Genomic DNA, 21,471 nt, shown 5'->3' on the forward strand with positions numbered 1-21,471 from the left:
TTTTCTGATCCCCAGACACAATGGCACAATCTGCTCCCCAGCCGCTGGCTTGCCGCGATTGGGATCAGATTGTTTCAATATCAGGAAGTTGTATGTTTATTAAGGTCGATGAAACACCGGCAATCTCGGTGATTGTGCCCGTATTTAACGTTCAGGATTATTTGCCTGAATGCCTCTCCTCGCTTGCAAGCCAAAGCTTTAGCCTACCCTACGAGATACTACTGATTGACGACTGCTCGACCGACAAGAGCAAGGCGATCTGTGAAAGTTTTATCGCCAACTACCCAGGCAGGGCAAGGCTGATTTGTCAGGATAAAAATAGCGGCGTATCGAATGCCCGCAACCGGGGAATTCAAGCCGCAACCGGACGATACTTTACCTTTGTCGATTCGGATGATCGACTGCCCGCCATGGCGCTGGAGCAGCTGTATGCGGCGGCCATCAAACATGGCGCGGATGTAGTCAAAGGTAACTGCATTATTTTTGATGAACAAAAATCACGACCAGCGAACCACAATGTAACAAAAGAGAAAATCTACCGGGACGACGCGATTTTATCGGCCTTCCTGCAACATCAGGAGATACGTGGTCACACCTGGGGCAAGCTGTTTTGCCGTGCCAGCTTTGCACATATCCTCAACCCGCCTAATGTAACCATGGCAGAAGACACCCTGTATTGTGCCGAAGTGTTTGCTAACGCAAAAAAACTGGTGCTCATTACCGCCAATGTCTATCACTACCGCCTGCGCGCAACAGGGGCAACCGGCAGGAAGTTCCAGACCTGCGGCTATTTATGGTGGCTGCACAGCATTGAAAGTTGCGGACATTTTGTCTCCAGGCCAAACCAGCAACGACACCTGAAAGCACTACAAATCAGGACGCTGTTACAACTGACAAGAGAAGCGCGTTCACTGCAAACAGATGAGTTGCGCACTGTTTTGCCAGAGGTGACAGCTCGCCAACAACAATGGCAGCTCGACATTCCTGCGCTCAGGCTTGCACTGCAAATACACCCGCGGTTTTTATTTCACTTCCTCAAATTCACGCGGGAACTCAAACAATTGAAAGCGCGCTTACGCAGCACGCCAACCGCGAGCAGCATTTAGTAACGGATGCGATAGCCACCCCTAGACAGACCAACCAAGCCCCGGTTTTTGGAGGTTGACATAAGTTCAACCTCCATATACTGTATATAAAAACAGTAACAACTTTGTTGAGGATTTACCCCATGGCAGTAGTCGCCGTTTGGTTATGTGATCGGGATGGCAGTATGTTTGAAGACAGAAAAATCGCGGAAGAGCACGATAAGTACCTGGAGCTTGCTGCCAACATTACCCAGCTGATTGAAGACAATATCCCCGGTATTGATGAACAGCACAGCGAAGCGATTGGCCTGCTGTTGGCGCAGCGCCGCGAATTGTTAGCCAAAGCCTGTAAGGGCAAACCCGATGAATTGTTGCAGCCTTTCACCTACGAAAAGCCTGCCACCCTGAACAGCAAAACCACCGCCGCCACGGACAAGGACAACTAGGCAGCAGCGGTTTGTTGTAAGCGCGGACGCGCCCACAAACGTCCGCGCAGTTGATGGCCGCCCACACAGCCATCAACACCCCACAAACAACTGAATCACCACTCAGTGGTTTGTTCGTGTAAAGGTGTGCTTTTGCTGGGTGTAACCACTAGTCCCCAGCAGCAGTTGTTGCTCCCGGCATTGCGCACCCGCTTCCAACCATTCGTTAATGCCCGCTTGTCAGCCACAAGCGACCACAGAAACGAATCGCTTTCACCACTGCACCTTTCCTATGGAACCTCAACGGGTGCGGTGGCTTTTTTGTTTTTTTGCCTTATTGTCATTTTTACTATATAACTATAGCTCCAGCCTTGTGACTGGATAAAGCAATAACAATACAGACCAGTGGAAATGACGATATGTATATAAAAAATGTGTGCCTTCACTTGCGTCACCAACTTTTGGCAATCGGCAGCCTGCTTTTCGCACTTATCAGCTACCCCCTGACAACCCACGCAGAAACCCTGCGGATTGTGCAGGGCAATAACAGCATCGAGATTTATGCCAGAGGGCTGCTGCAATTAGCCCTGAGCAAACTCCCAGAAAACTACACGCTGGCAGAGACAGTACCCAATACCAGCGAAGAGCGCATGGTCAGTATGTTGATGGACAAACAGCTGGACGTGGTCTGGTATGCAACTACCAACGAGCTGGAGGAAAAACTCCAGCCGGTTTACATTCCTATTTATCGCGGCTTGCTGGGCTACCGGGTATTGATGATAAAAAAAGGCAATCAACACAAGTTTGATGGCATTAAAACCCTTGAGGATTTACGCCGTGTTTCACTCGGCCAGGGGCATTTCTGGGCAGACACTAACGTACTTACCGCCAACGGTTTGAATGTAGTGAAAGTTTTAAAATACGAAGGGTTGTTTTACATGTTGGATGGCGAACGCTTTGATGCCTTTCCGCGCGGCGCCCACGAACCCTGGTCGGAAATGCAGCGCTACCCGAGCCTGGAACTGGAAGTGGAGAAGAACCTGCTGCTTGCCTACACCAATCCTTTTTACTTTTTCGTCAATAAAGACAACACCAAACTCGCGCAAGATATAGAGCGCGGTTTGCGCCTTGCGATTGAAGATGGCAGTTTTAATGAATATTTTTTTAATGACCCAACCGTAAAAGATGTGATGACCAAAGCCAATTTGAAAAATCGCACACTGATTAAATTGGACAATCCGGGGCTATCGAAAAAAACGCCACTGGATGATGCATCGCTCTGGTTCGATCCCTACAGCTTCAACGAATAATGCTCCCGCAGTGCTCGCCCCTCAGCGGCGGGGCGAGCACCAACCAAAATCCTAGGCGTACATATTCAGGTATTGCACCATGCGCGGAAACCTGGCGCGGTTAGGGCTGCTGCCGTGCGGCAATGCGTGATGCCAAATAATCAAATCACCCGCCTTGGCGGCGATGGGTTTTACCGGCCACTGCGCCCAATCCTGCTGTTGTAAATCCACACCCTGCGGTTGCGCGGCCAGCCACTGGTCGATTTTTTTATGAAACCCTGGCACACAGCAAAATGCTCCCTGGTGTTCCTCCACATCGGTTAAATAAATCAACGCCTGGGTGCCAAACGGAATCGGCGGCGTTAATTCCACATCCCAATGCATTCCCGGCCCGGGGAACTGCCACCGGTCAGTTTCCGGCGGGTTAAAGCCCACGCGATCTGTGGTCATGACCAGATCCTCGCGCTGCCACAGCTGCTGAAAAATGCGGAGGATATAACTCGAACTACGCGCCACTTCAAAGGCGGGATGGGCAAATAACTGCACCATAATTTTTTTCATCTGCGCCGACGATTGATACCAACTGGCAGGATCCTCCTCCCGCATACCTAAAAACTCCCAAATAGCAGCGCGTGCTGCTGCAGTTTCACTGGCTGACAACACGCCCGGCACAATCAAATAACCCTGCTCATGCCAGTGTGCAAGCTGCACCTCATCCAGCGGCAAATCCGCCCGGCAATTCAGCGCCTGCTGTTTATTGTCAATAAAGTGGCGTATCGCATTATTGGTCTGTTCGACCTGTTGCGGTGCAAAGGTGCCGGCATTGGCACTCGCGAGCCAATACTCAACATCCACAAGCGCGCGCGCGGAATAGAGTTGCTGCATAGCAGGCTCAAGCCCCACACCCAACTGATCCAGTAAAATCTTATCCAATAGCCATTCATTCTCCGGAATGGCGGTTAATTGTTGTCGCGCCGCCGCAGACTGGCTCGCTTGTTTGCGCAACTGAATTTTGTGCCACAGTCGCTTGAGGTGATAAATACCCTGACTATTTTTTTCCAAACTATCGGGCAATACACCATCGGCGAGTTCGGGCAATTTTTCATAGCGAAAAACACATTGGGGATAAACACCCAACTCGTAACGAAAATGCAGCATTGAATTGGGCAAAACTCGGGCGTTGCGCTCATAAAGTGGTAGGGTCAGCTGCGATTGATTTTCGTGTAGCTGATAACCAGCAAATACTTGGATAAAAGTGGTTAATTTTAAATCCTGCAATACGTCGGCATAGTCCGGCACCCATAGGCTTCCCTGCGCGCAGCCAGTGTCGCCCTTACCCAATTGCAGCGCGCTCGTTTTATCCAACTTAAATACCGGCCCCAAATGCAAATCAGGATTTTTGCATTCACGCCCCGCAAGGGAAGCGCCGGCACTCAACCATAAATCCAGGCGAATCATTTCCGGGATCAACCAACCATCGGTTTTTAAAAATTGTTGTAGATGACTAAAAATACTGACCTGCGGCTCCTGTATCAGCCCCTGCCGCATAGTCTCGGAAATGATCAGATCGAATTGCTCCGGGCTTTGCCACACACAGGCATCGGCCTGCTCCAGCCGCACAATAAAACGCTCCACGCCCAAAAAACGAATCAGGCGCTGCACTTTTTCCAGCGACTCGGCATGAATATCCAACAGCGTCACACGCAGCGGCGCCGCATCGAATAACGGCAACAGCGGAATTAGCAATAAACCAAATGGGCCAGTGCCCGCGTATAGAATATCGATGGATTGTTGATGGCCTTGTTGATGACCTTGTTGATGGTTGCGCTGATGAAGGTGCTGCAACTTTTGCTGGATTGCCGCGTAAACACCCTGCATAAAAATGCGTGTGCGCTGCACATCTTCCGCGCACTGCGCCGCCGTAGTGGGCGATACCGCCTTGCCCTGCGCGGTGATAGTGGCATGCTTATCCAGAAACAGTGCCGGATGCAATTCCAGCCCGGTGATATCACACAACCGCTGTACCAACTCGTCAACTTTGGGTTTGGCTTCACCCGCACTGGTGCTGGCGAGCAGTTCAGCAATACGCTGGGGCAGATCAGTAACCATCAAATAGCATCCTTAAACAATTGCGGAAAAGCTTAAGACTATCGCAAATTATCTTTTTTGGTATTTCACGCTATTTCACGCGTTGCGACCTGCTGCACAAATCCATTCAGCATCGCCAAGCTGTCATCAAACCGGCAAATTAACTTCATAATTGGCCGCTAGGGTTGAGCCTGCAACATCCAACCCAGCCCCAAGGAGGTTCCCATGCCAGGCCGAATTCAAGTATTTACCATTACTGCATTAGCGCTACTGCTGATGGCCGGCTTCGCCGCTGCCCATAGCGATAAAGACAATCACCACAATCACCAGAACAACCACTACGACAACCAAAAACACAGCAACGCCGGCATCCAACTTGGCCCGCGCCCACAATTTTTAGTAGAGGATATGGACCCAAGCGCGCTCAAGAAGAAATTGCAAAGCTGTATTAACCAGCCAGTTAAAAAAACCAATTTCTCGATTGGCCATCGCGGCGCGCCCTTACAATTTCCCGAGCACACCAAAGAATCTTACGAAGCGGCAGCAAAAATGGGCGCCGGCATTTTGGAATGCGATGTCACCTTTACCAAAGACAAACAGCTGGTATGCCGCCATTCACAATGTGACCTGCACACCACGACCAATATTCTCGCCACACCGCTCGCCAGTAAATGCAGCCAGAATTTTTCGCCCTTTGATCCTGTGAGCGGCAAAGCGGCCAGCGCTAACTGTTGCACCAGCGATATCACCCTCGCTGAATTTAAAACCCTGCGCGGAAAAATGGATGCGTTTAATCCAAAAGCAACAACAGTGGATGAATACCTGAAAGGCACCGCCAGCTGGCGCACCGATTTATACGCCGACAAAGGCACCTTGCTTACCCACGCAGAGAGCATTCAACTGTTTAAAAAACTCGGGGTAAAAATGACACCCGAATTAAAATCGGCCAGCGTAGCTATGCCCTTTGAAGGCACCTACACCCAAGCCATGTACGCGCAACAAATGATTGATGAATACAAAGCCGCCGGCGTAAAAGCACGCGATGTCTGGCCACAATCATTTGATATTCAGGACATTCGCTACTGGATTAACCACGAACCAGCGTTTGGCAAACAAGCGGTGTATCTGGACGATGCCAATACTATCGCCGACCTGCCCACCGCAGCAGATTTACAACTCTATGCCGATGAAGGTTTCAAGATTGTCGCACCACCCATTTGGGTTTTGCTCGCGCTCGACAACAACAATAAAATCATTCCATCAGAATATGCACGCAATGCTAAAAAAGCCGGATTAAAAATTATCACCTGGTCATTTGAGCGCTCAGGCCCATTAAAAAATGGCGGTGGCTGGTATTACCAAACCATCAACCCGGCCATTAATAATGACGGCGATATGATGGATGCACTGCATGTATTGGCGAAAGATGTCGGCGTGATTGGAATTTTCTCCGACTGGCCCGCCAGCGTGAGTTATTACGCGAGCTGTATGGATTTGAAATAAACGCAACGCTAAAAACACAAAGCCGCAGTCATCACCGATGACCGCGGCTTTTTTATGGCGCAGTGATCTGCCTGCAGGCCAGCACGTAACATTAGGCTCACTTGGAGCCAGGTTATGCACGACAAACAATTATTCACCCAAGCCGACATCTCGCGCATTATTGAAATGGCCTGGGAAGATCGCACACCTTTTGAAGCCATAAAAACCCTCTACGGTTTAGGCGAGCCGGATGTGCGCGCATTGATGCGGCGCGAGCTAAAACCTTCATCGTTTCGCCTGTGGCGTGAACGAGTGAGCGGGCGAAAAACCAAACACCTGCAATTACGCTCGCCTGATATTAACCGCGGTTACTGCCCTACGCAGTACAAGCGCTAAACCGAAACGCCATCAATTACACAGCAGCGTTTCCAAACACTGCTCCTGAATACCATAAAAGGCTTTGATGTCAGCGATCTGTTGCAAAATCTCACTATTGTCGCGCGGCGTTTTGCGTTTTTGGGCGAGGATCATTTTATTTTTGCTGGTGTGTTCGAGTGAAATAAATTCAAACACCTTGGTGTCATAACCATGCGCTTCCAGCAAAAGCGCACGCAAACCATCGGTGAGCATTTCTGCCTCTTGCCCCAAATGAATGCCATGCTGTAACAGCGGCGCGAGCAACGCCGGGCTTTTTAATTGCGGGCGGATTTGTTTGTGGCAACAGGGCGAACACATAATAATCTCGGCGCCGGTGCGAATGCCCATATTCAATGCGTAGTCAGTTGCTGTGTCGCAGGCATGTAGCGCAATCATAATATTGATATTTTGTGCGGCAAAATGCTGCACATCACCCTGTTCGAATTTGATTCCCGCCAGCGCCAATTTGTGGGCGGTTTGATTGCATAAATCCACCAAGCCCTGCCGCAACTCCACCCCTGTAACCTGGGTTTTCACACCGAGATTTGCCGTTAAATAATCGTGTACCGCAAAAGTTAAATAAGCTTTGCCTGAACCGAAATCAGCGATGTGTAATTCGCGGCGTTTATCCAACCCCGTTTGCTGGATTGCCGTAGAAAGCACTTCAATAAATTTATTGATTTGTTTCCACTTGCGCGACATAGCCGGAATGATTTGACCATTCGCATCAGTAATTCCCAACTCGCGCAAGTAAGGTCGATCCTGTTCCACATAGCGCAGTTTCGCGCGATTGTGTGCAACCTCAACCGCAGCGCCTGCTTGAGCGCCCGCTGCGGCAGTATTTTTATTGCGATTTTTATTAATCAGCACCTTACCTTTTTTGCTGAAACTTATTTGGATTTCCCACTCATGAGTAATTAGATGGGCGTTGTGGAAATCTGCACCTAGCCACTGCTGCAATTGCGTGACCGCCTCGCTGAGCGCGAAATTTTTAGTCACATGGTTGGTGCGATAGTCGTATAAAAACGACAGCAGCTGCTGCTCTTTTATCTGCACCGGGCGAATAGTAATACGATTTAAATCCGCCTCGGCACCTTTGTATTTGGACAGCACCAAACGCTGTAACTTGCCGGCAGTAAATGCCTGCTGGCAGTCGGTAAAAAAGCTGGCTAACTCGGCATTTGGGGCTTCACTCATCACCACTCTACTCCAATAGTCAGTTTCTATAGGCAAAGCGCCTACAGGAACAAGGTGGCTATATTACCCTTTTGCTGCCCAGCCGCGCACAACCACGCTGTCAACTCCACTTACTTCAGCAATAGCCAGAGGCGAGATTTTACTTGACCTAGATCAACGAATTCCTGTAATTTCAGTAATTACTGAAATTACAGGAATTCCACAAATGCCGATTACCCTCACCCCAATGATCCAATCCTGCATCCTCCATTTTGGTGAAATGGGGAGCCGCTGGGGGATCAACCGTACCGTGGGGCAAATGTATGCCCTGTTAGTGCTGAGCAAAGAGCCGCTGTGCGCCGACGATATGACCGAGGCACTGGGCATTTCGCGCTCCAATGTGAGCATGGGTTTAAAAGAATTAATGTCCTGGGAGTTGGTGAAGCTGCAGCATCGCCCCGGTGAGCGCAAAGAATTTTATTCCGCGCCGGGCGATGTGTGGGACATAGCCAAAACCCTGATTGAACAGCGCCGCAAACGGGAAATAGACCCGACTCTTTCCACCCTGCGCAATTTATTAATTGAGCAGCCCGCCAACGCCGAGGAGGAATACGCGCAGCAACGGATGCGCGAAATGCACGAGCTGATTGAAATGATTACGCTCTGGACACAGGAAATCCAACGGCTGGATTCAGCCAACCTGGGCAAATTACTCAAGCTAGGTAGCAGTATCGGCAAAGTACTCGACATGAAGGATCGTTTATTGGGTGGCAAAAAAGAATCCACGAAATAATTGACCGAGGTATATGTCATGCTCGACACACTGATCCTTTCACGCATTCAATTTGCCGCGAATATTTCGTTTCATATTTTATTTCCCACCATCACCATCGCACTCTGTTGGTTTTTGTTGTACTTCAAAATTCGCTACAACCGCAGTGGCGATGAAGTGTGGATGCGCGCCTATCGCTTTTGGGTAAAAGTATTTGCGCTCACCTTTGCACTCGGCGTGGTCAGTGGTATCACCATGAGTTTTCAATTTGGCACCAACTGGCCGGGCTATATGGAAACCGTGGGTAATATCGCCGGGCCGCTGCTGGGTTATGAAGTGCTGACTGCATTTTTTTTAGAGGCAACTTTCCTCGGCATTATGTTGTTTGGTATTGATCGCGTATCCAATCGCATACATACACTGGCGACTTTTTTAGTCGCGTTTGGCACCACTATGTCGGCGTTTTGGATCATCGCACTCAACTCATGGATGCAAACCCCCACCGGTTTTGAACTGCGCGATGGTGTGGCCTATCCCACCGATTGGCTGGCGATTATTTTTAATCCATCCATGCCTTATCGTTTAGCGCATATGCTGGTTGCCTCAGGTTTAACGGCGGCGTTTTTAATTGCTGGCCTCTCTGCCTATCGCATTTTAAAAGGCGATCACAAACCAGCACCGCGCCTCGCGCTTAAAACCGCAAGCATAGCGGCAGCCATTTTAATTCCGCTCCAAATTTTTCTGGGCGATATACATGGTTTGAATTCGCTGGAGCACCAACCTGCCAAAGTCGCCGCCATTGAAGCCGTATGGCACACCGAAAAAGGTGCGCCGCTGGTATTGTTTGCCATTCCCGATAAAGAGACACAAACCAATAAATTCGCAATTGAAATACCAAAACTGGCGAGTTTGATTCTCACCCACGATGCCAATGGCGAATTAAAAGGTATTAATGAATTTGCAGGCGTTCATCCACCGGTTGCCCCGCTGTTTTACGGCTTCCGCATCATGGTGGGCATAGGAGTACTGATGCTGTTGGTATCCTGGTGGGCGGTGTTTCAGCACTGGCGCAACAAAGAAATATCGCCACTGTTATTAAAAATATTTGTGGGCATGACCTTCTCCGGTTGGCTTGCCACACTTGCAGGTTGGTACGTAACTGAAATTGGCCGCCAGCCCTGGTTAGTCACCGGCGTATTAACCACCGCCGATGCAGTGACCACCACACCCGCCGCCAATGTGGGCATTTCACTGGCGATTTATGTAACGCTTTATGTTGTGCTGTTATTTGCGTATGTGCGCACGCTATTCCTGATGGCAAGAAAAGCCGTACTGGTGGATCGCCCGGAAGAGATCAAAAGCCTGCAGGAAACATTATTTAACGCACAGCAAGTATCTTAAGGGGACAGACATGACCGATCTCAGTCAATTAAGTGGCGCGGCCTATTGGTTGCCCATTGTTTTTATCAGCCTGATGGCACTGGCGTTATTTCTCTACGCCATACTCGATGGCTACGATTTAGGTGTAGGTATTTTATTGCCCAACGACAATGAACAGCAGCGCGATACTATGATCGCCAGCATAGGCCCCTTTTGGGACGCCAATGAAACCTGGCTGGTACTGGGCATAGGTTTATTATTAATTGCCTTTCCCAGTGCCCACAGTTTAATTCTGTTCCATTTGTATTTGCCGATTACCGTTATGCTCACCGGTTTAATTTTGCGCGGTGTTGCGTTTGACTTTCGCGCCAAAGCGCCGGCAGATCACAAAGACTTGTGGGACAAAATATTTAAAACCGGCTCGCTCATGGCCACCTTGTCGCAAGGTTATATGCTGGGCAGTTATGTGATGGGTTTTGAACAAAGCCTGGCCGCCATTTTCTTTGCTGCGCTCAGCGCGGTGTGTGTAACTGCGGGCTACAGTTTTATTGGCGCCGCTTGGCTGGTGATGAAAACTGAAGGGGAATTACAAAAACGCGCCGCTTGGTGGGCGCGCCGCTGCGCCTGGTTAATGACACTGGGCATTATCGCCGTTTCTATTGTTAACCCCTTGGTGAGCGATACCATTTTTAATAAATGGTTTGGCAGCTCGCTGTTTATTATTTTGTTGATGATTCCACTCTTTTGTTTTTTGCTGCTGTTTATTGTGGATCGCTACCTGCGCCTCTTCCCGTTTGCCAATGATTTCGGCTGCTGGATTCCCTTTGCCTCGGCAGTATTTATTTTCCTGCTCAGTTTTATCGGTTTGGCCTACAGCTTTTTCCCCTACGTGGTGCCCGGCCAACTGGATATTTGGCAAGCGGCAAGCGCACCTGAATCGCTGATGTTTATTTTGTACGGTTCAGTATTGGTGCTGCCCACCATTATTATTTACACCATTTTTTCCTATAAGGTGTTTTGGGGTAAAGCAACACAATTACGTTACTACTGATTGCCGTTTTCGATAGTGGAACATATTGCGCGCTGACCAGACAATTTGCCGAGGTTTCAGCGCGTAATAACCTGAATGCGCACAGTGCGCGTTGCCAAATGCACTTCACGTAAAAAATACGCAAGGCCCACAATCAGCGTTAGTGTAGAAGCGGTAAAGAGCGCACTGATCACCCACTTGAATTGCACTTGCAGCAGCACTTGTAAAAAAATAAACGCCACAACCATACACACTAATAACGCAGAACAAGTGCAAGCGGTAATCGCCGAACTGGCGTAATGGCGACGGCGTTCCAGCCGGCTTAATTCTTTGTGCAATAAATCTGAATTCTGAAAATGCGCAGGTAACTCTTCTTCGGTAAGGCTGCGGCCGCGATCAATAATGCGCGCCAGCCTGCTCGCCATCACATTTAATAAACCGGCAATACCGGTAAGCAAAAACACTGGCGCCAAGGCAAGTTGGATGGCGTGGGCAATATCACCAAAGGAGATAATCATTTCAGCAGCGGAGTTCATAGGAGGTTCTCGTAAAGACACCTCCCGATAATAAACTATGCCCTCAAACCCAACCAGCGGCTCAGCCAGCCAATCCGCCGCAACAGCACAAACTCCAACAGCAGCAGCACACCAAGCGACACCGCCAAGAGCGGCAAGAAGATTGCCAAACCAAGGGTGATAGCCACCACTGCAAAACCAATGTGTGCAGGCATAGCTGGCGGCGCCCCCAAAACCGCCGCAGGTTTACGTTTGCGCCAGAGGATAAAACCGCTGAGGCTAAGCAGTATTAAACCCGCACAGGTGAGCAGCCCCAAGAGCAGATTAAACCAGCCAAACAACTGGCCTTCGTGCGCCGCCACGCCTATACCGATGGCGCGATCCAATAATTTTTTTTGCGCAAAATCGCTGCGCTTTTCAATAGCGCCGGCGGTGTTAATCCACACATCGGCGCGCAGCGGGCGATTCGGTGTTTGCGACGAGGCTTTCCAGGTTTGCGCCATCACCTCATGATCAGTGTGATGCATGCGATGCTGAGCACTATGACCGTGATGTTCAGCCTGCGCGGTGCTCGCCACACTCAATTCCACTGGCGGTGCAAGTTGTAATTGTTGCGCCGCGTCAAGAACGGCCGGTGTTAAATTAAAAACTTCTGTTGCTTGCGCGCGCCAGTGTTGATGCTCTTGCGCGCGGCCCTGGTTCCAATCTTGTTGCTCTTGTGCTGGGTTGAAGCGGGAGAAATCCAGCGCGCGCACTTCTTTTAACGCAGCGCCCCACACCAATGCCCAGGGCAAACCGGTAATTAACAAAAATAAGGCGAGCGCAGAAATCCAAATACCCGTGACGGCGTGAATATCGCGCCAGAAAGTTCGGCTGCCCTCGCGCAACCGTGGATAAATCACACCGGCTAATCCGCGCCCATGGCGCGGCCACCACAAGTACAAACCGGTGACGATTAATACAATCGCCCAACAGGCCGCAAGCTCAACCAACACAGAACCGAAATTGCCTAGCAATAATTCACCGTGAATAGTTTTAACAATATTCATCAACTGATCATCACTGCGCTCTGCTGCTAATACCGCGCCGGTGTAGGGGTTTAGATAAACCAGCCAGCTGGTATCGGCCTGCACTGTAATTAACACGGCTTCATCAGCCGCTTGTGGCAGGCGATAACTTAAGAATTTTCCCTCCGGCACCGCGGCAAGCGCGGCATTAATCTGGGCATTGGGCGCCAGCATTTCACCCGCCAGGGGCAGGCCGCGATAATGGCGCTCTTGCCAATGTTCGTAATAGGGTTTGAATAAATAAATCGCACCAGTGATGGACAATAAAATCACAAAAGGAATAACAAAAACGCCGGCATAAAAATGCCAGCGCCAAATGGTGCGATATAGCGCTTTTTGCGCCGGTTTCATGTCAGTCATGTTGATCTCATTGCAACGCAATTTTTATGATGGATTAGATATGGTGAATTAGAGTGCGTAAGAAAGCCCCAGGTAATAACTTCTGCCCGGCCAGGGGTGAGCGACATAACTCAGCTCATTGGTCAGGTTGTCTACACCAACATTTATTTCTAATGCGGGCGTGACATCAAAGGTGGTTTTTACACCGAGGCGGGTGTAACCATCCTGCGCACCCATGACTTGCTCCGCCGTGTCAGTGTTGTCGAGGCGACCAAAACTTTTATCGGCATATTGCAGATTTGCACTCAAATCCCAACGATCGGTTGCGTGATAAGTCGCCATGATATTGCCACGCCAACGCGGCATGCGTGGGTAGTCATTACCTTCAATACTATTAGTGCCCGCAGGATTATTGGCTTCCGCCGTTGAGTTATCCGCGATGATGGATTTGGTGTAGGCGAGATTAAAACGCAGATCCAATTCCGGCACCCACAGGCCGTAGCGATTTAAAATGAATTCGATTCCGTCCGTTTCCACTTCATCAATGGCGGCAAAGGTAGTGACTGAAGGAACCGGGGAACCGCTCGGTAAAAAAGTGGTTTGTGATTCGATGGCATCCTTAATCGTTTCAGTGAAAATATTGATGCGCGCATAACCGGCATCAAATTGTTTTTCCAACATCAGGTTGTGATGCAAACCATTTTCCGGTTTTAAATCCGGCTGCGCTTGCACAGCGGAAGAATAATTTAAGCTCTGGGTAAATAATTCTTCCACAATCGGAAAACGGTAGGCTTTTGCTAATGAGTAACGCACCAACCAGTCTTCAGCGGGAACATAACCCAGTGAAAATTTGGGCGAGAATTGGTTGCTATCTGCATCGGCAACTTCAACTAAATCAAACGCCGGTGTGGCGGCTATATCTTTACTGTAATAACCATTTTTACTTTGCCACTGTTCATAACGGCCGCCCAATGCCAAATCCCAGCGCTCGTTCACACCCCAATTCATTTGCACAAAGGCGGCCGCGATATTGGTTTCACCACCGGAACGACTCGCGAAACCCGCGTTGTCGGCCTGCTGCCAATTGGCGGAATTAAATACATCCAAATTGAGTTCGTAGGTTTCGTAGCGAATGCCGGAAATAAGTTCCACTGCCTCTATACCGGTAAAAACAAATTTACCTTCCGCCGTTTGCCAACCTGTGTCCTGATAATCAGTAGTTTGGCCTCGACCGTTAAACAGAGGATCTTGCAATGAATGACTGGATGCGCGCGAGTTATCCTCCAAAATCCGGAAGTCACTCAGATTGCCTTCAAAGCGCAGCTGTTCGTTTAACTCGCCTTTGATGCGCAAACCAGTGGACAAACTCCGGCGATCCAATTCGCTAGCACCCAAGCGCGCTGCAGGCACACTAATCGCAATACCATCCTGAATAAAATTGCCCGACCAGACTTTATTGCCAGCGGAATTGGTTAGATAAGTATTGGGGGTATCGCGCAGGGTGTTGCGATCTTCGTAGGCGATATTTAATAAACTCGACCAGTTACCAAAATCGTGCCCCAATTTCATTTTGAAATTATCGGTCACCGCCTGCTCTACACCGGTATCGCCAAAATAGTAGGCCGGTTTACCCAATACATCGGTATCGCTGACCATACCTGTCACAGGCGTGGCGTTATTGAGCGTGCGCTTGCTATCAAAATAATAGGATTGCGGTTGGCTTTCATTTTCCAAACGGTTGTAAGAAAAATACAAGCTGAAATCGCCCAGGTTTTCACTGCGAAAGGTTTCGCCGTAGGAGACAAAAGTTTTGTAACCCTCAAGGCGATCACTAAAACCGTAGGCAGAAAAATCTTGCGAGAAATAATCCAGATCCACATGCACTTGTCGCTCTTGCGGAATCGCGGTTTCAATCAGAATCACACCGCCCATGGCGTTGCCGCTGTATTCGGCGGAGAAAGGGCCATACAGAATTTCTACCTGCGCAATTTCACTGGCACTCACCATGGTCCAACGCGGCGCGCCGCTCCAGCGGGTTTGCAGAAAATAATGCAGGGGCACGCCGTCGGCAAACACCATCGAGCGCGGTGTGGCAAACATATTGGAACCGCGCAAACCGAGGGTGCCATTGGAATCGCCAATGTAGCGTTTGCGAATCACCAGACTCGGCTCGTATTTGACCAGATCTTCGGTGGTCGTCGCGTTGATGCTGACCATATCTTCCTGAGTCAGCACACTGGTGGGGTTGGTATAACCGGCGTGACTGGCATCGCGCGCATCACCCCACACCCGCACCTCTTCCACTTCGGCAGCCTTAGCTTGTTTGGCTTTTTTAAGCACTCGCTCATGGGCCTGCGCCACACTCGCCAAGGCCATGCCCACCGCAATCACTACCGCCCAAGAACAACACTTGCTCACCACACCACCCTTCACAAAAACGCTAGTTACAGGGTTGGCACCTTAGGCAATTTAAACGCGGCGCAACAGTGACAAATTGTCGCAGGGGCACGCAGTGAAAGGAGTTATTGCACCTTGCTAGCAGGGAAAAACCTGGCGGAGACGCCATAGGCCAGTAATGCGATGATTAAGGCGGGCAAACCTAAATACAGATCACCACCAAAACCATAGCGGTGCAGGATAAGCACCGCACAGCAAGCCAGTGCCATTAGCCACAAAGCCAGTGTTTGGGTGAAGTGTTTACCAAGGCAAAGCAACAGAATCAGTGGCACAAATGCCGCCCCCAACATGGCCCAGGATAAAACCACTAACGCAAACACCGACTGCTGATTCAGAAGTGCCCAGGCAAGCGCGGCACAGGTGGAGAGTAATGTGGCGATTTTTATGCCGAGGATATTGTTACTGCGCTGTGATGAAAACCAACGCGGCGCCAGATCCTGCGAGATAAAAGACGAGCAACTCAGCAACAGTGAGTCCGCTGTAGAAATAGTGGCGGCAAAAATACCCGCGAGTACAACACCAACCAATAACGGCGGTAATAATTCCACCGCCATTTGTGGCAGCGCTAACTCCGCATCAAAACTTGCGGATTCAGGCAAATAAATACGCGCGAGCATGCCCACCGCAGTGGCCATGCAATAAAACACCAGAAACCAACCGTAGTACCACAGGCGGGTGCGCACCAAACCACGGCCGCTATCGAGCGCCATAAAACGCACCATAATATGTGGCTGGGCGATGACAGAAAAACCAGCGAGCAGCCAGCCAATAAAAAATATACCTACACCGGCCACGCCCGGTAGGACTACCGATGCGGGCGAGAAGGACAAAAAACCGGGAATCTCATTCATGGCAGCAACACTGGCGGATACTCCACCCATGGCTTGCACAGCGATAAATAACATTAAACCCATGGCGAGCATCATCACCAATGATTGCGCCGCATCAGTCCAAATAGAGGCGCGTATACCACCGGCAATGCAATAGAGCATAACCAATACGGCGCCTATAGCGGCGCCCATCCACACCGGCCAGCCCAATAAAACCTGTAAGGCTTTACTGCCCGCCACTAATTGCGCGGCGGCATAAGATAATAAAAACATCAGCGCAATCAGCGCAGCAACAACCCTAAAACGGCGACCTGAAAAACCGGCCCAAGCGGCCAATGCGCCGATGTAACTAGTCTCACCCTGCTGTAGCGCTTGCGCGCGCAAACGCTGATGCACCCAGAGCGATGCAAGGAAATCCCCCAGAATCCAACCGATCATTAATAAACTGGCCGACAAGCCCGCCGCATAGGTATAACCAATCACACCAATAAACATGTAGCCGCTGTTATTTGTGGCCACTGCCGATAAACCTACCAGCCACGGCGGCACACTGTGACTGGCGAGGTAATAATCCTGCGCGCTGTGTTTGCGCAACCGCGCCGATGCAAGACCGACTAGCAAAAAAAGAGCGAGACAAATAACAAAACTAATCAACATGTAAAACGTCAGCCCGGTGTAAATAGTGAATTTGTGTTACACCAAATCACTGCTGCCGCGCCGCACATCCACTAATAATTCGGCAAAGGCTGGCAGGTGATGTAGAGGTTGCAGTGCGGGATCTTTGGCAAAATCATCGAGGCGTGCATCGCCATTGATCAGTGCTTTAGTCAAAAAATTGATGGCATCGTCGTAATGGCCTAGCGCTGCATGGGCGCACGCCAATTGATAAAACGCATGGGCATTGGAGGCATCCAACTGCAGTGCGCGCTGGCATAAATTAATCGCCCACTGGGGCTCGTTGGATTCCAGCGCGGCATCGGCCTTGTAGGTGAGCGCTTCACAATCTTTGGGGTTGAGCGCAAGGATTTGATCGTAGAGTGCGATTTTATTCGCAGGCGCCGACTCCTGTGCAGCGCGCAGCCAGAGCGCATGAATTTCTTTGGTGCGTTCAATGGCTTCGCGGTTTTCATCTATATAAGTGGATTTCTCGCGCAACTGTTGCTCAATTTCGCGCAGGCGGTCTTCATAGGCGCCAATTAATTTGCGCAGCTCTTTATCGGCAAGGCTGCCCATTTTTTCTTTCATCTCGCGGATGGATGTCCAACCAATAATCACCAGCACTGAACTCACGGCGGCGATGATGTAAAAAAAATTGGAGACAGTATTGGTGGCGTAACTCACGCTGCGATCCACTGCTTCAATTTGGCGATCAGTAATTTGCTGGATAAATTCCACCCGCTGCGCAGCCATGTCTGTTCGCAGCGCTTTTAATTCATCCAAAATATAACGCTCGGTAAAGGCACTGTAGAGCGGCGCATCCAGCTGCTCTACAGTCTGTTGCGCCTGCTCTGCCGCAGCACGGACTTGTTCTTCTGGTAAACTTTGCGCCTGAATACCTGCCGCAAATAATAGCGGCAGGAGCACAATGAGCAGCAGAATAAACGCGCGCTTAAATGCGGAGTCTTGCTTCATACAATCACTTCCGCGGCGAGCGCGTAGGCGCCTTCGGCGTTGTGTACCTCGCGCCCCATGAGTGGCGGGTTAAAGACACAGGCCAATTCCATTTCTTCAAACGCACGTAAAATATGCTTGTCGTGTTTGTCCAAAATATAAATAGTGCCCGGCTCTATAGTATGAATTGCACCAGTGGCAACATCTTTAATTTCACCAAAGCCGCGAATGCAATACACAGATTCGATATGGTTTTGGTAATGCATAGGTAACACCGCATCTTTAAAAATACGAGTAATGTGGAATGAAAACCCGGCGCCATCGCTTTTTAACAGCAGGCGATTACTTTCCCAACCCTCTGCTTTAATGGTTCTGCCTTGCAGGCTCGCCTCGGATAATTTTCTAACAATCATAAATACCTCTTAGCTCATTTCAGGATTCAGGCTTCCAATTTAAGATTTAAAAAGAAGTGTTACGCCGTTTTGCGGGCCGTGTAGTCGCGCATGGTGGCGGCAAAACTGAGTGCCAAGAGTTTCAGCCCTTTGCGTAAATCTTCTTCACTGATGGTGAGTGGGCAAAACACCTTAACCACTTGCCCTTGATTACCCGCGGTTTCAATTACTACACTACGCTCAAAAGCATGGGCGCAAATTGCATCGGCAATCTCGCCGCTCGCACATTCAATGCCCTGCATTAAACCGCGCCCTTTTAAACGCAGCGCCAGTGGCTGATAGGCATCAAGCATGGCTTTTAATTCCTGCTGCACAATCACGGACTTCTGCGCAATTTCACGCACAAAATAATCGTCGCGCCAGTAGGTTTGGAGTGCTGCGGTGGCAGTAATAAATGCATGGTTATTGCCGCGAAACGTACCGTTGTGTTCACCGGGCAACCATTGATCCAGTGCCGGGTTTAACAACACAATCGACAGCGGCAAACCAAAACCACTGAGAGATTTGGAGAGGGTGACAATATCCGGTTTGATACCGCTGCTTTCAAAACTGAAAAAGCTACCGGTGCGGCCGCAGCCCGCTTGAATGTCATCCACAATCAACAGCATGTCGTGTTTGCGACACAATTTTTGCAGACCTTGCAACCAAGTATCGGCGGCAACATTTAACCCGCCCTCGCCCTGCACCACTTCCACAATCACCGCTGCAGGAATATCCACACCACTGGAGGGATCAGACAGTAATTTGTCCATCATTTTTAAAGTGTCAGTATCGCGACCGTGATAACCGCAAAAGGGCATGCGCTCAATATTATTCAGTGGTACACCCGCGCCACCGCGATGATGTTGATTGCCAGTTGCCGCAACCGCACCGAGTGATACGCCGTGGAAGCCGTTGGTAAACGCAATCACACCGCTGCGACCTTTGACTTTGCGCGCAATTTTTAACGCAGCTTCTACCGCATTGGCACCGGTTGGCCCGGTGAACTGCACGCGATACTCCAAACCGCGCGGCGTTAAAATAATATCGCGCAGATTTTCCAGAAAAGTAGCTTTGGCCTGAGTGTGCATATCCAAACCATGGGCGATACCATCTTGCTCTATGTAATCCAGCAAGGCTTTTTTAATCAGCGGATTATTGTGGCCATAATTCAAAGAGCCAGCGCCAGATAAAAAATCCAAATAGGCTTTGCCCTGTTCATCAAATAAATAACTGCCGCGCGCCTGTTTAAAGATCACCGGAAAAGCGCGTGAATAAGAGCGAACTTCCGATTCCATTTGTTGAAAAATATTCATCATTGTCATCCTCTTAATGAATCTGCACCCTTGTGCTGCAGATAAAAAATTGAAAGCAAAAAAATCAAAATAAAAATAGAAAGAAAACATGAAACACAAAATCCAAGGCAAAAGTTGCCCAGGCGATGCATAAACATCGCTAATCGGATAAGGGGGTTCAGGCTAAATACGCCCAGCCCTGTTTAGGGCATAGGCGCAGCGGCTAACGCAGCATCAACCTAACCAGCGCCGATTGGAGCTGCGTAAACTGCCGCGCAGGTCATCCAAATGCAGCGCCATGGGTTTGCCGGGGCGATTAGGTAGGGGAGCAATTTGCAGCAGGTATTCGTCCGCGTGTGCGCCTGCAAAATGGCGCTGGGATTCGAACAACATACTTTTTACGGGGATGGCGCCGCAGTCGCGGGCGAAGCTTTCAAACAGCGCCCAGGAAGCGCGGTTGTCGGGGGTAATACTGGTGGTGAGGCGCTGTGCGTGCTCGGTGGCGGGTTGCTCAATCAGCCAATTCAACATGCGTTTGGCCAGACCTGAACCGCGCAACTGCTCGCTCACCACTACCTGCCAGACAAACAGGGTTTCGCTGTCGCTGGGGGGGCAGTAGGCCGAAATAAAACCGACCAATTTGCCATTTAACAGCGCGGCTACCGAGGTGTCAGCAAAATGCTGGCATTGCAGCAGGTTGCAATAAACCGAGTTGGTATCCAGCGGCGGGCTGGCGGCTACCAGTTGGTTAAGGGCGTAACCATCGGTTGGCAAGGGGTGGCGCAGTTCCAGTTTGTCCCACAAAAGATCGTTTCTGGCGTTCATAAAACCTCCATAGTGCGTCTTTGATAGCGGCAATACTATTACAACACTAATCAATTGAGAGCCGATTTATTCTGGATAATTCCGTAACAAATAGAATAAAAGGCTTTAAGAAAGGATTTAATCGAGAAAAATAACGAATAATGCCGTTATGGATGCATTTCCCGATAAAACACTCTATTTTTTATACTAAAATATACTTAGAGTACAAAGTATATTTTTATGGTACAAAAATTATCCCTCCAGGTCTAGTGATAATTTTGTGACGGCGCTGCAAACCGCCACCACAGGTGACAAGATGCGCCACCACGGGCATGCTGCCGCTTTCCTATCCGCAGTTAACGATGACAACACCCATGAACCAGATAGATCAGGTACTCACCTCGCTGCGCCGTGTGATTCGCGCCATCGACCTTCACTCCAAACAACTGGTTAAAACCGCCAGCGTCACCGGCCCACAACTGCGCCTGCTGCAACTGATTCGCAGCCAGCCAGGCGGCACAGTGAAAGAACTGGCGGACGCCATGAGCCTGAGCCAGGCCACAGTCACCAGCATCATGGATCGCCTGGAGAGCCGCGGCCTGATTGTGCGAGTGCGCTCGCAAACCGACAAACGCAAAATCCACCCACAGCTCACCGACAGCGGCAGCGCCCTGTTGGACACAGCCCCCACCCCGCTGCAAGACAGCTTTGTGCGCAAGTTCGATCAGCTCCAGAGCTGGGAGCAACACATGATTATTGCCTCGCTCCAGCGAGTCGCCGAAATGATGGACGCCGAAGCCATTGATGCCTCGCCGTTTTTGGATATTGGCTCGCTGGATAGGACGGAAGCCCTTGAGCAGCCGGAAGCAGGCGATAACAAATAAATTGACGCACCGCCCTCCAGTCACAAAAACATCACCAAATCGTCCAAATCCCGCCACAGCTCCGTAACAAAGCCCACCTAAGCTGCGCCCTGTC

19 protein-coding genes are annotated in these 21,471 nt (G+C 50.0%); 9 read left to right on the forward strand and 10 right to left on the reverse strand.

The genetic code is table 11. The annotated features are described in order from the left end of the window. Positions 1 to 92: 92 nt before the first annotated feature. From ACFODX_RS02090 to ACFODX_RS02100, 3 genes are all read left to right on the forward strand, one after another. Positions 93 to 1,106 carry a glycosyltransferase family 2 protein gene (locus ACFODX_RS02090; protein WP_378115577.1) on the forward strand — a complete coding sequence of 338 codons (1,014 nt, stop codon included), beginning with the start codon at positions 93 to 95 and terminating at the stop codon, positions 1,104 to 1,106. 122 nt (positions 1,107 to 1,228) lie between these two features. After that, the gene (locus ACFODX_RS02095) at positions 1,229 to 1,531 is read left to right on the forward strand and encodes a YebG family protein (protein ID WP_378115579.1); all 303 of its coding nucleotides are present in this window, start codon (positions 1,229 to 1,231) and stop codon (positions 1,529 to 1,531) included. 398 nt (positions 1,532 to 1,929) lie between these two features. After that, the gene (locus tag ACFODX_RS02100) at positions 1,930 to 2,820 is read left to right on the forward strand and encodes a substrate-binding periplasmic protein (RefSeq protein ID WP_378115581.1); all 891 of its coding nucleotides are present in this window, start codon (positions 1,930 to 1,932) and stop codon (positions 2,818 to 2,820) included. Between the two features lie 51 nt (positions 2,821 to 2,871). Here ACFODX_RS02100 and ACFODX_RS02105 read toward each other — a convergent pair whose 3' ends face one another. Beyond that, entirely contained in the window at positions 2,872 to 4,908 is a 2,037-nt protein-coding gene (locus ACFODX_RS02105) for a phytanoyl-CoA dioxygenase family protein (RefSeq protein ID WP_378115583.1), read from the reverse strand. A gap of 204 nt (positions 4,909 to 5,112) precedes the next feature. Between ACFODX_RS02105 and ACFODX_RS02110 the strand changes: the two genes are divergently transcribed. Further along, on the forward strand, positions 5,113 to 6,390 hold the full coding sequence (locus tag ACFODX_RS02110; protein WP_378115585.1) for a glycerophosphodiester phosphodiesterase family protein: 1,278 nt from the start codon (positions 5,113 to 5,115) through the stop codon (positions 6,388 to 6,390). A gap of 114 nt (positions 6,391 to 6,504) precedes the next feature. Further along, the gene (locus ACFODX_RS02115; RefSeq protein WP_378115587.1) at positions 6,505 to 6,765 is read left to right on the forward strand and encodes a TIGR03643 family protein; all 261 of its coding nucleotides are present in this window, start codon (positions 6,505 to 6,507) and stop codon (positions 6,763 to 6,765) included. Between the two features lie 12 nt (positions 6,766 to 6,777). On the opposite strand, the gene ACFODX_RS02120 is transcribed toward ACFODX_RS02115, so the two are convergent. Then, positions 6,778 to 7,983, reverse strand: coding sequence for a class I SAM-dependent methyltransferase (locus ACFODX_RS02120; RefSeq protein WP_378115589.1), 1,206 nt, complete (start codon positions 7,981 to 7,983; stop codon positions 6,778 to 6,780). Positions 7,984 to 8,194: 211 nt separating this feature from the next. Here ACFODX_RS02120 and ACFODX_RS02125 point away from each other — a divergent pair, with 211 nt between their 5' ends. From ACFODX_RS02125 to ACFODX_RS02135, 3 genes are read left to right on the forward strand one after another with little or no spacing between them, the layout of a single operon-like run. Then, a complete protein-coding gene (locus ACFODX_RS02125) occupies positions 8,195 to 8,755 on the forward strand; it encodes a GbsR/MarR family transcriptional regulator (protein ID WP_378116936.1) in 561 nt (186 codons plus the stop codon). An 18-nt stretch (positions 8,756 to 8,773) separates the two neighbouring features. Further along, on the forward strand, positions 8,774 to 10,135 hold the full coding sequence (locus ACFODX_RS02130; RefSeq protein ID WP_378115591.1) for a cytochrome ubiquinol oxidase subunit I: 1,362 nt from the start codon (positions 8,774 to 8,776) through the stop codon (positions 10,133 to 10,135). Positions 10,136 to 10,145: 10 nt separating this feature from the next. Continuing rightward, entirely contained in the window at positions 10,146 to 11,165 is a 1,020-nt protein-coding gene (locus ACFODX_RS02135) for a cytochrome d ubiquinol oxidase subunit II (RefSeq protein ID WP_378115593.1), read from the forward strand. A gap of 56 nt (positions 11,166 to 11,221) precedes the next feature. On the opposite strand, the gene ACFODX_RS02140 is transcribed toward ACFODX_RS02135, so the two are convergent. The 8 genes from ACFODX_RS02140 to ectA all read right to left on the reverse strand — a co-directional run bounded on the left by ACFODX_RS02140 (position 11,222) and on the right by ectA (position 20,514). Then, on the reverse strand, positions 11,222 to 11,680 hold the full coding sequence (locus tag ACFODX_RS02140; RefSeq protein WP_378115595.1) for a DUF2721 domain-containing protein: 459 nt from the start codon (positions 11,678 to 11,680) through the stop codon (positions 11,222 to 11,224). Positions 11,681 to 11,715: 35 nt separating this feature from the next. Next, a complete protein-coding gene (locus ACFODX_RS02145) occupies positions 11,716 to 13,086 on the reverse strand; it encodes a PepSY-associated TM helix domain-containing protein (RefSeq protein ID WP_378115597.1) in 1,371 nt (456 codons plus the stop codon). A gap of 48 nt (positions 13,087 to 13,134) precedes the next feature. After that, on the reverse strand, positions 13,135 to 15,498 hold the full coding sequence (locus tag ACFODX_RS02150) for a TonB-dependent receptor (RefSeq protein ID WP_378115599.1): 2,364 nt from the start codon (positions 15,496 to 15,498) through the stop codon (positions 13,135 to 13,137). A gap of 89 nt (positions 15,499 to 15,587) precedes the next feature. Continuing rightward, positions 15,588 to 17,009: a sodium/proline symporter gene (locus tag ACFODX_RS02155; RefSeq protein WP_378115601.1), complete on the reverse strand. Its 1,422-nt coding sequence runs from the start codon at positions 17,007 to 17,009 to the stop codon at positions 15,588 to 15,590. Positions 17,010 to 17,045: 36 nt separating this feature from the next. Beyond that, positions 17,046 to 17,984, reverse strand: a complete 939-nt coding sequence (locus tag ACFODX_RS02160; protein WP_378115603.1) for a TPR end-of-group domain-containing protein — start codon at positions 17,982 to 17,984, stop codon at positions 17,046 to 17,048. Next, positions 17,981 to 18,376, reverse strand: coding sequence for an ectoine synthase (locus ACFODX_RS02165; RefSeq protein WP_378115605.1), 396 nt, complete (start codon positions 18,374 to 18,376; stop codon positions 17,981 to 17,983). Before ACFODX_RS02165 ends, ACFODX_RS02160 begins: the two co-directional genes overlap by 4 nt. A gap of 59 nt (positions 18,377 to 18,435) precedes the next feature. Further along, positions 18,436 to 19,710, reverse strand: coding sequence for a diaminobutyrate--2-oxoglutarate transaminase (gene ectB, locus ACFODX_RS02170; RefSeq protein WP_378116938.1), 1,275 nt, complete (start codon positions 19,708 to 19,710; stop codon positions 18,436 to 18,438). 213 nt (positions 19,711 to 19,923) lie between these two features. After that, positions 19,924 to 20,514, reverse strand: coding sequence for a diaminobutyrate acetyltransferase (ectA, locus tag ACFODX_RS02175; RefSeq protein WP_378115607.1), 591 nt, complete (start codon positions 20,512 to 20,514; stop codon positions 19,924 to 19,926). 353 nt (positions 20,515 to 20,867) lie between these two features. Between ectA and ACFODX_RS02180 the strand changes: the two genes are divergently transcribed. Next, a complete protein-coding gene (locus ACFODX_RS02180; protein ID WP_378116940.1) occupies positions 20,868 to 21,377 on the forward strand; it encodes a MarR family winged helix-turn-helix transcriptional regulator in 510 nt (169 codons plus the stop codon). The last annotated feature ends 94 nt before the right edge of the window (positions 21,378 to 21,471 follow it).

This window comes from Cellvibrio fontiphilus (assembly GCF_042646205.1).
Classification (GTDB): domain Bacteria; phylum Pseudomonadota; class Gammaproteobacteria; order Pseudomonadales; family Cellvibrionaceae; genus Cellvibrio; species Cellvibrio fontiphilus_A.

Bases quoted from the DNA above. Each gene is read 5' to 3' on its own strand.
- ectA (WP_378115607.1), bottom strand. From the start codon at position 20,514: ATGAACGCCAGAAACGATCTTTTGTGGGACAAACTGGAACTGCGCCAC.
- ACFODX_RS02180 (WP_378116940.1), top strand. From the start codon at position 20,868: ATGAACCAGATAGATCAGGTACTCACCTCGCTGCGCCGTGTGATTCGC.
- ACFODX_RS02145 (WP_378115597.1), bottom strand. From the start codon at position 13,086: ATGACTGACATGAAACCGGCGCAAAAAGCGCTATATCGCACCATTTGG.
- ectB (WP_378116938.1), bottom strand. From the start codon at position 19,710: ATGAATATTTTTCAACAAATGGAATCGGAAGTTCGCTCTTATTCACGC.
- ACFODX_RS02110 (WP_378115585.1), top strand. From the start codon at position 5,113: ATGCCAGGCCGAATTCAAGTATTTACCATTACTGCATTAGCGCTACTG.
- ACFODX_RS02135 (WP_378115593.1), top strand. From the start codon at position 10,146: ATGACCGATCTCAGTCAATTAAGTGGCGCGGCCTATTGGTTGCCCATT.
- ACFODX_RS02140 (WP_378115595.1), bottom strand. From the start codon at position 11,680: ATGAACTCCGCTGCTGAAATGATTATCTCCTTTGGTGATATTGCCCAC.
- ACFODX_RS02165 (WP_378115605.1), bottom strand. From the start codon at position 18,376: ATGATTGTTAGAAAATTATCCGAGGCGAGCCTGCAAGGCAGAACCATT.
- ACFODX_RS02095 (WP_378115579.1), top strand. From the start codon at position 1,229: ATGGCAGTAGTCGCCGTTTGGTTATGTGATCGGGATGGCAGTATGTTT.
- ACFODX_RS02120 (WP_378115589.1), bottom strand. From the start codon at position 7,983: ATGAGTGAAGCCCCAAATGCCGAGTTAGCCAGCTTTTTTACCGACTGC.
- ACFODX_RS02090 (WP_378115577.1), top strand. From the start codon at position 93: ATGTTTATTAAGGTCGATGAAACACCGGCAATCTCGGTGATTGTGCCC.
- ACFODX_RS02105 (WP_378115583.1), bottom strand. From the start codon at position 4,908: ATGGTTACTGATCTGCCCCAGCGTATTGCTGAACTGCTCGCCAGCACC.
- ACFODX_RS02160 (WP_378115603.1), bottom strand. From the start codon at position 17,984: ATGAAGCAAGACTCCGCATTTAAGCGCGCGTTTATTCTGCTGCTCATT.
- ACFODX_RS02130 (WP_378115591.1), top strand. From the start codon at position 8,774: ATGCTCGACACACTGATCCTTTCACGCATTCAATTTGCCGCGAATATT.
- ACFODX_RS02115 (WP_378115587.1), top strand. From the start codon at position 6,505: ATGCACGACAAACAATTATTCACCCAAGCCGACATCTCGCGCATTATT.
- ACFODX_RS02100 (WP_378115581.1), top strand. From the start codon at position 1,930: ATGTATATAAAAAATGTGTGCCTTCACTTGCGTCACCAACTTTTGGCA.
- ACFODX_RS02155 (WP_378115601.1), bottom strand. From the start codon at position 17,009: ATGTTGATTAGTTTTGTTATTTGTCTCGCTCTTTTTTTGCTAGTCGGT.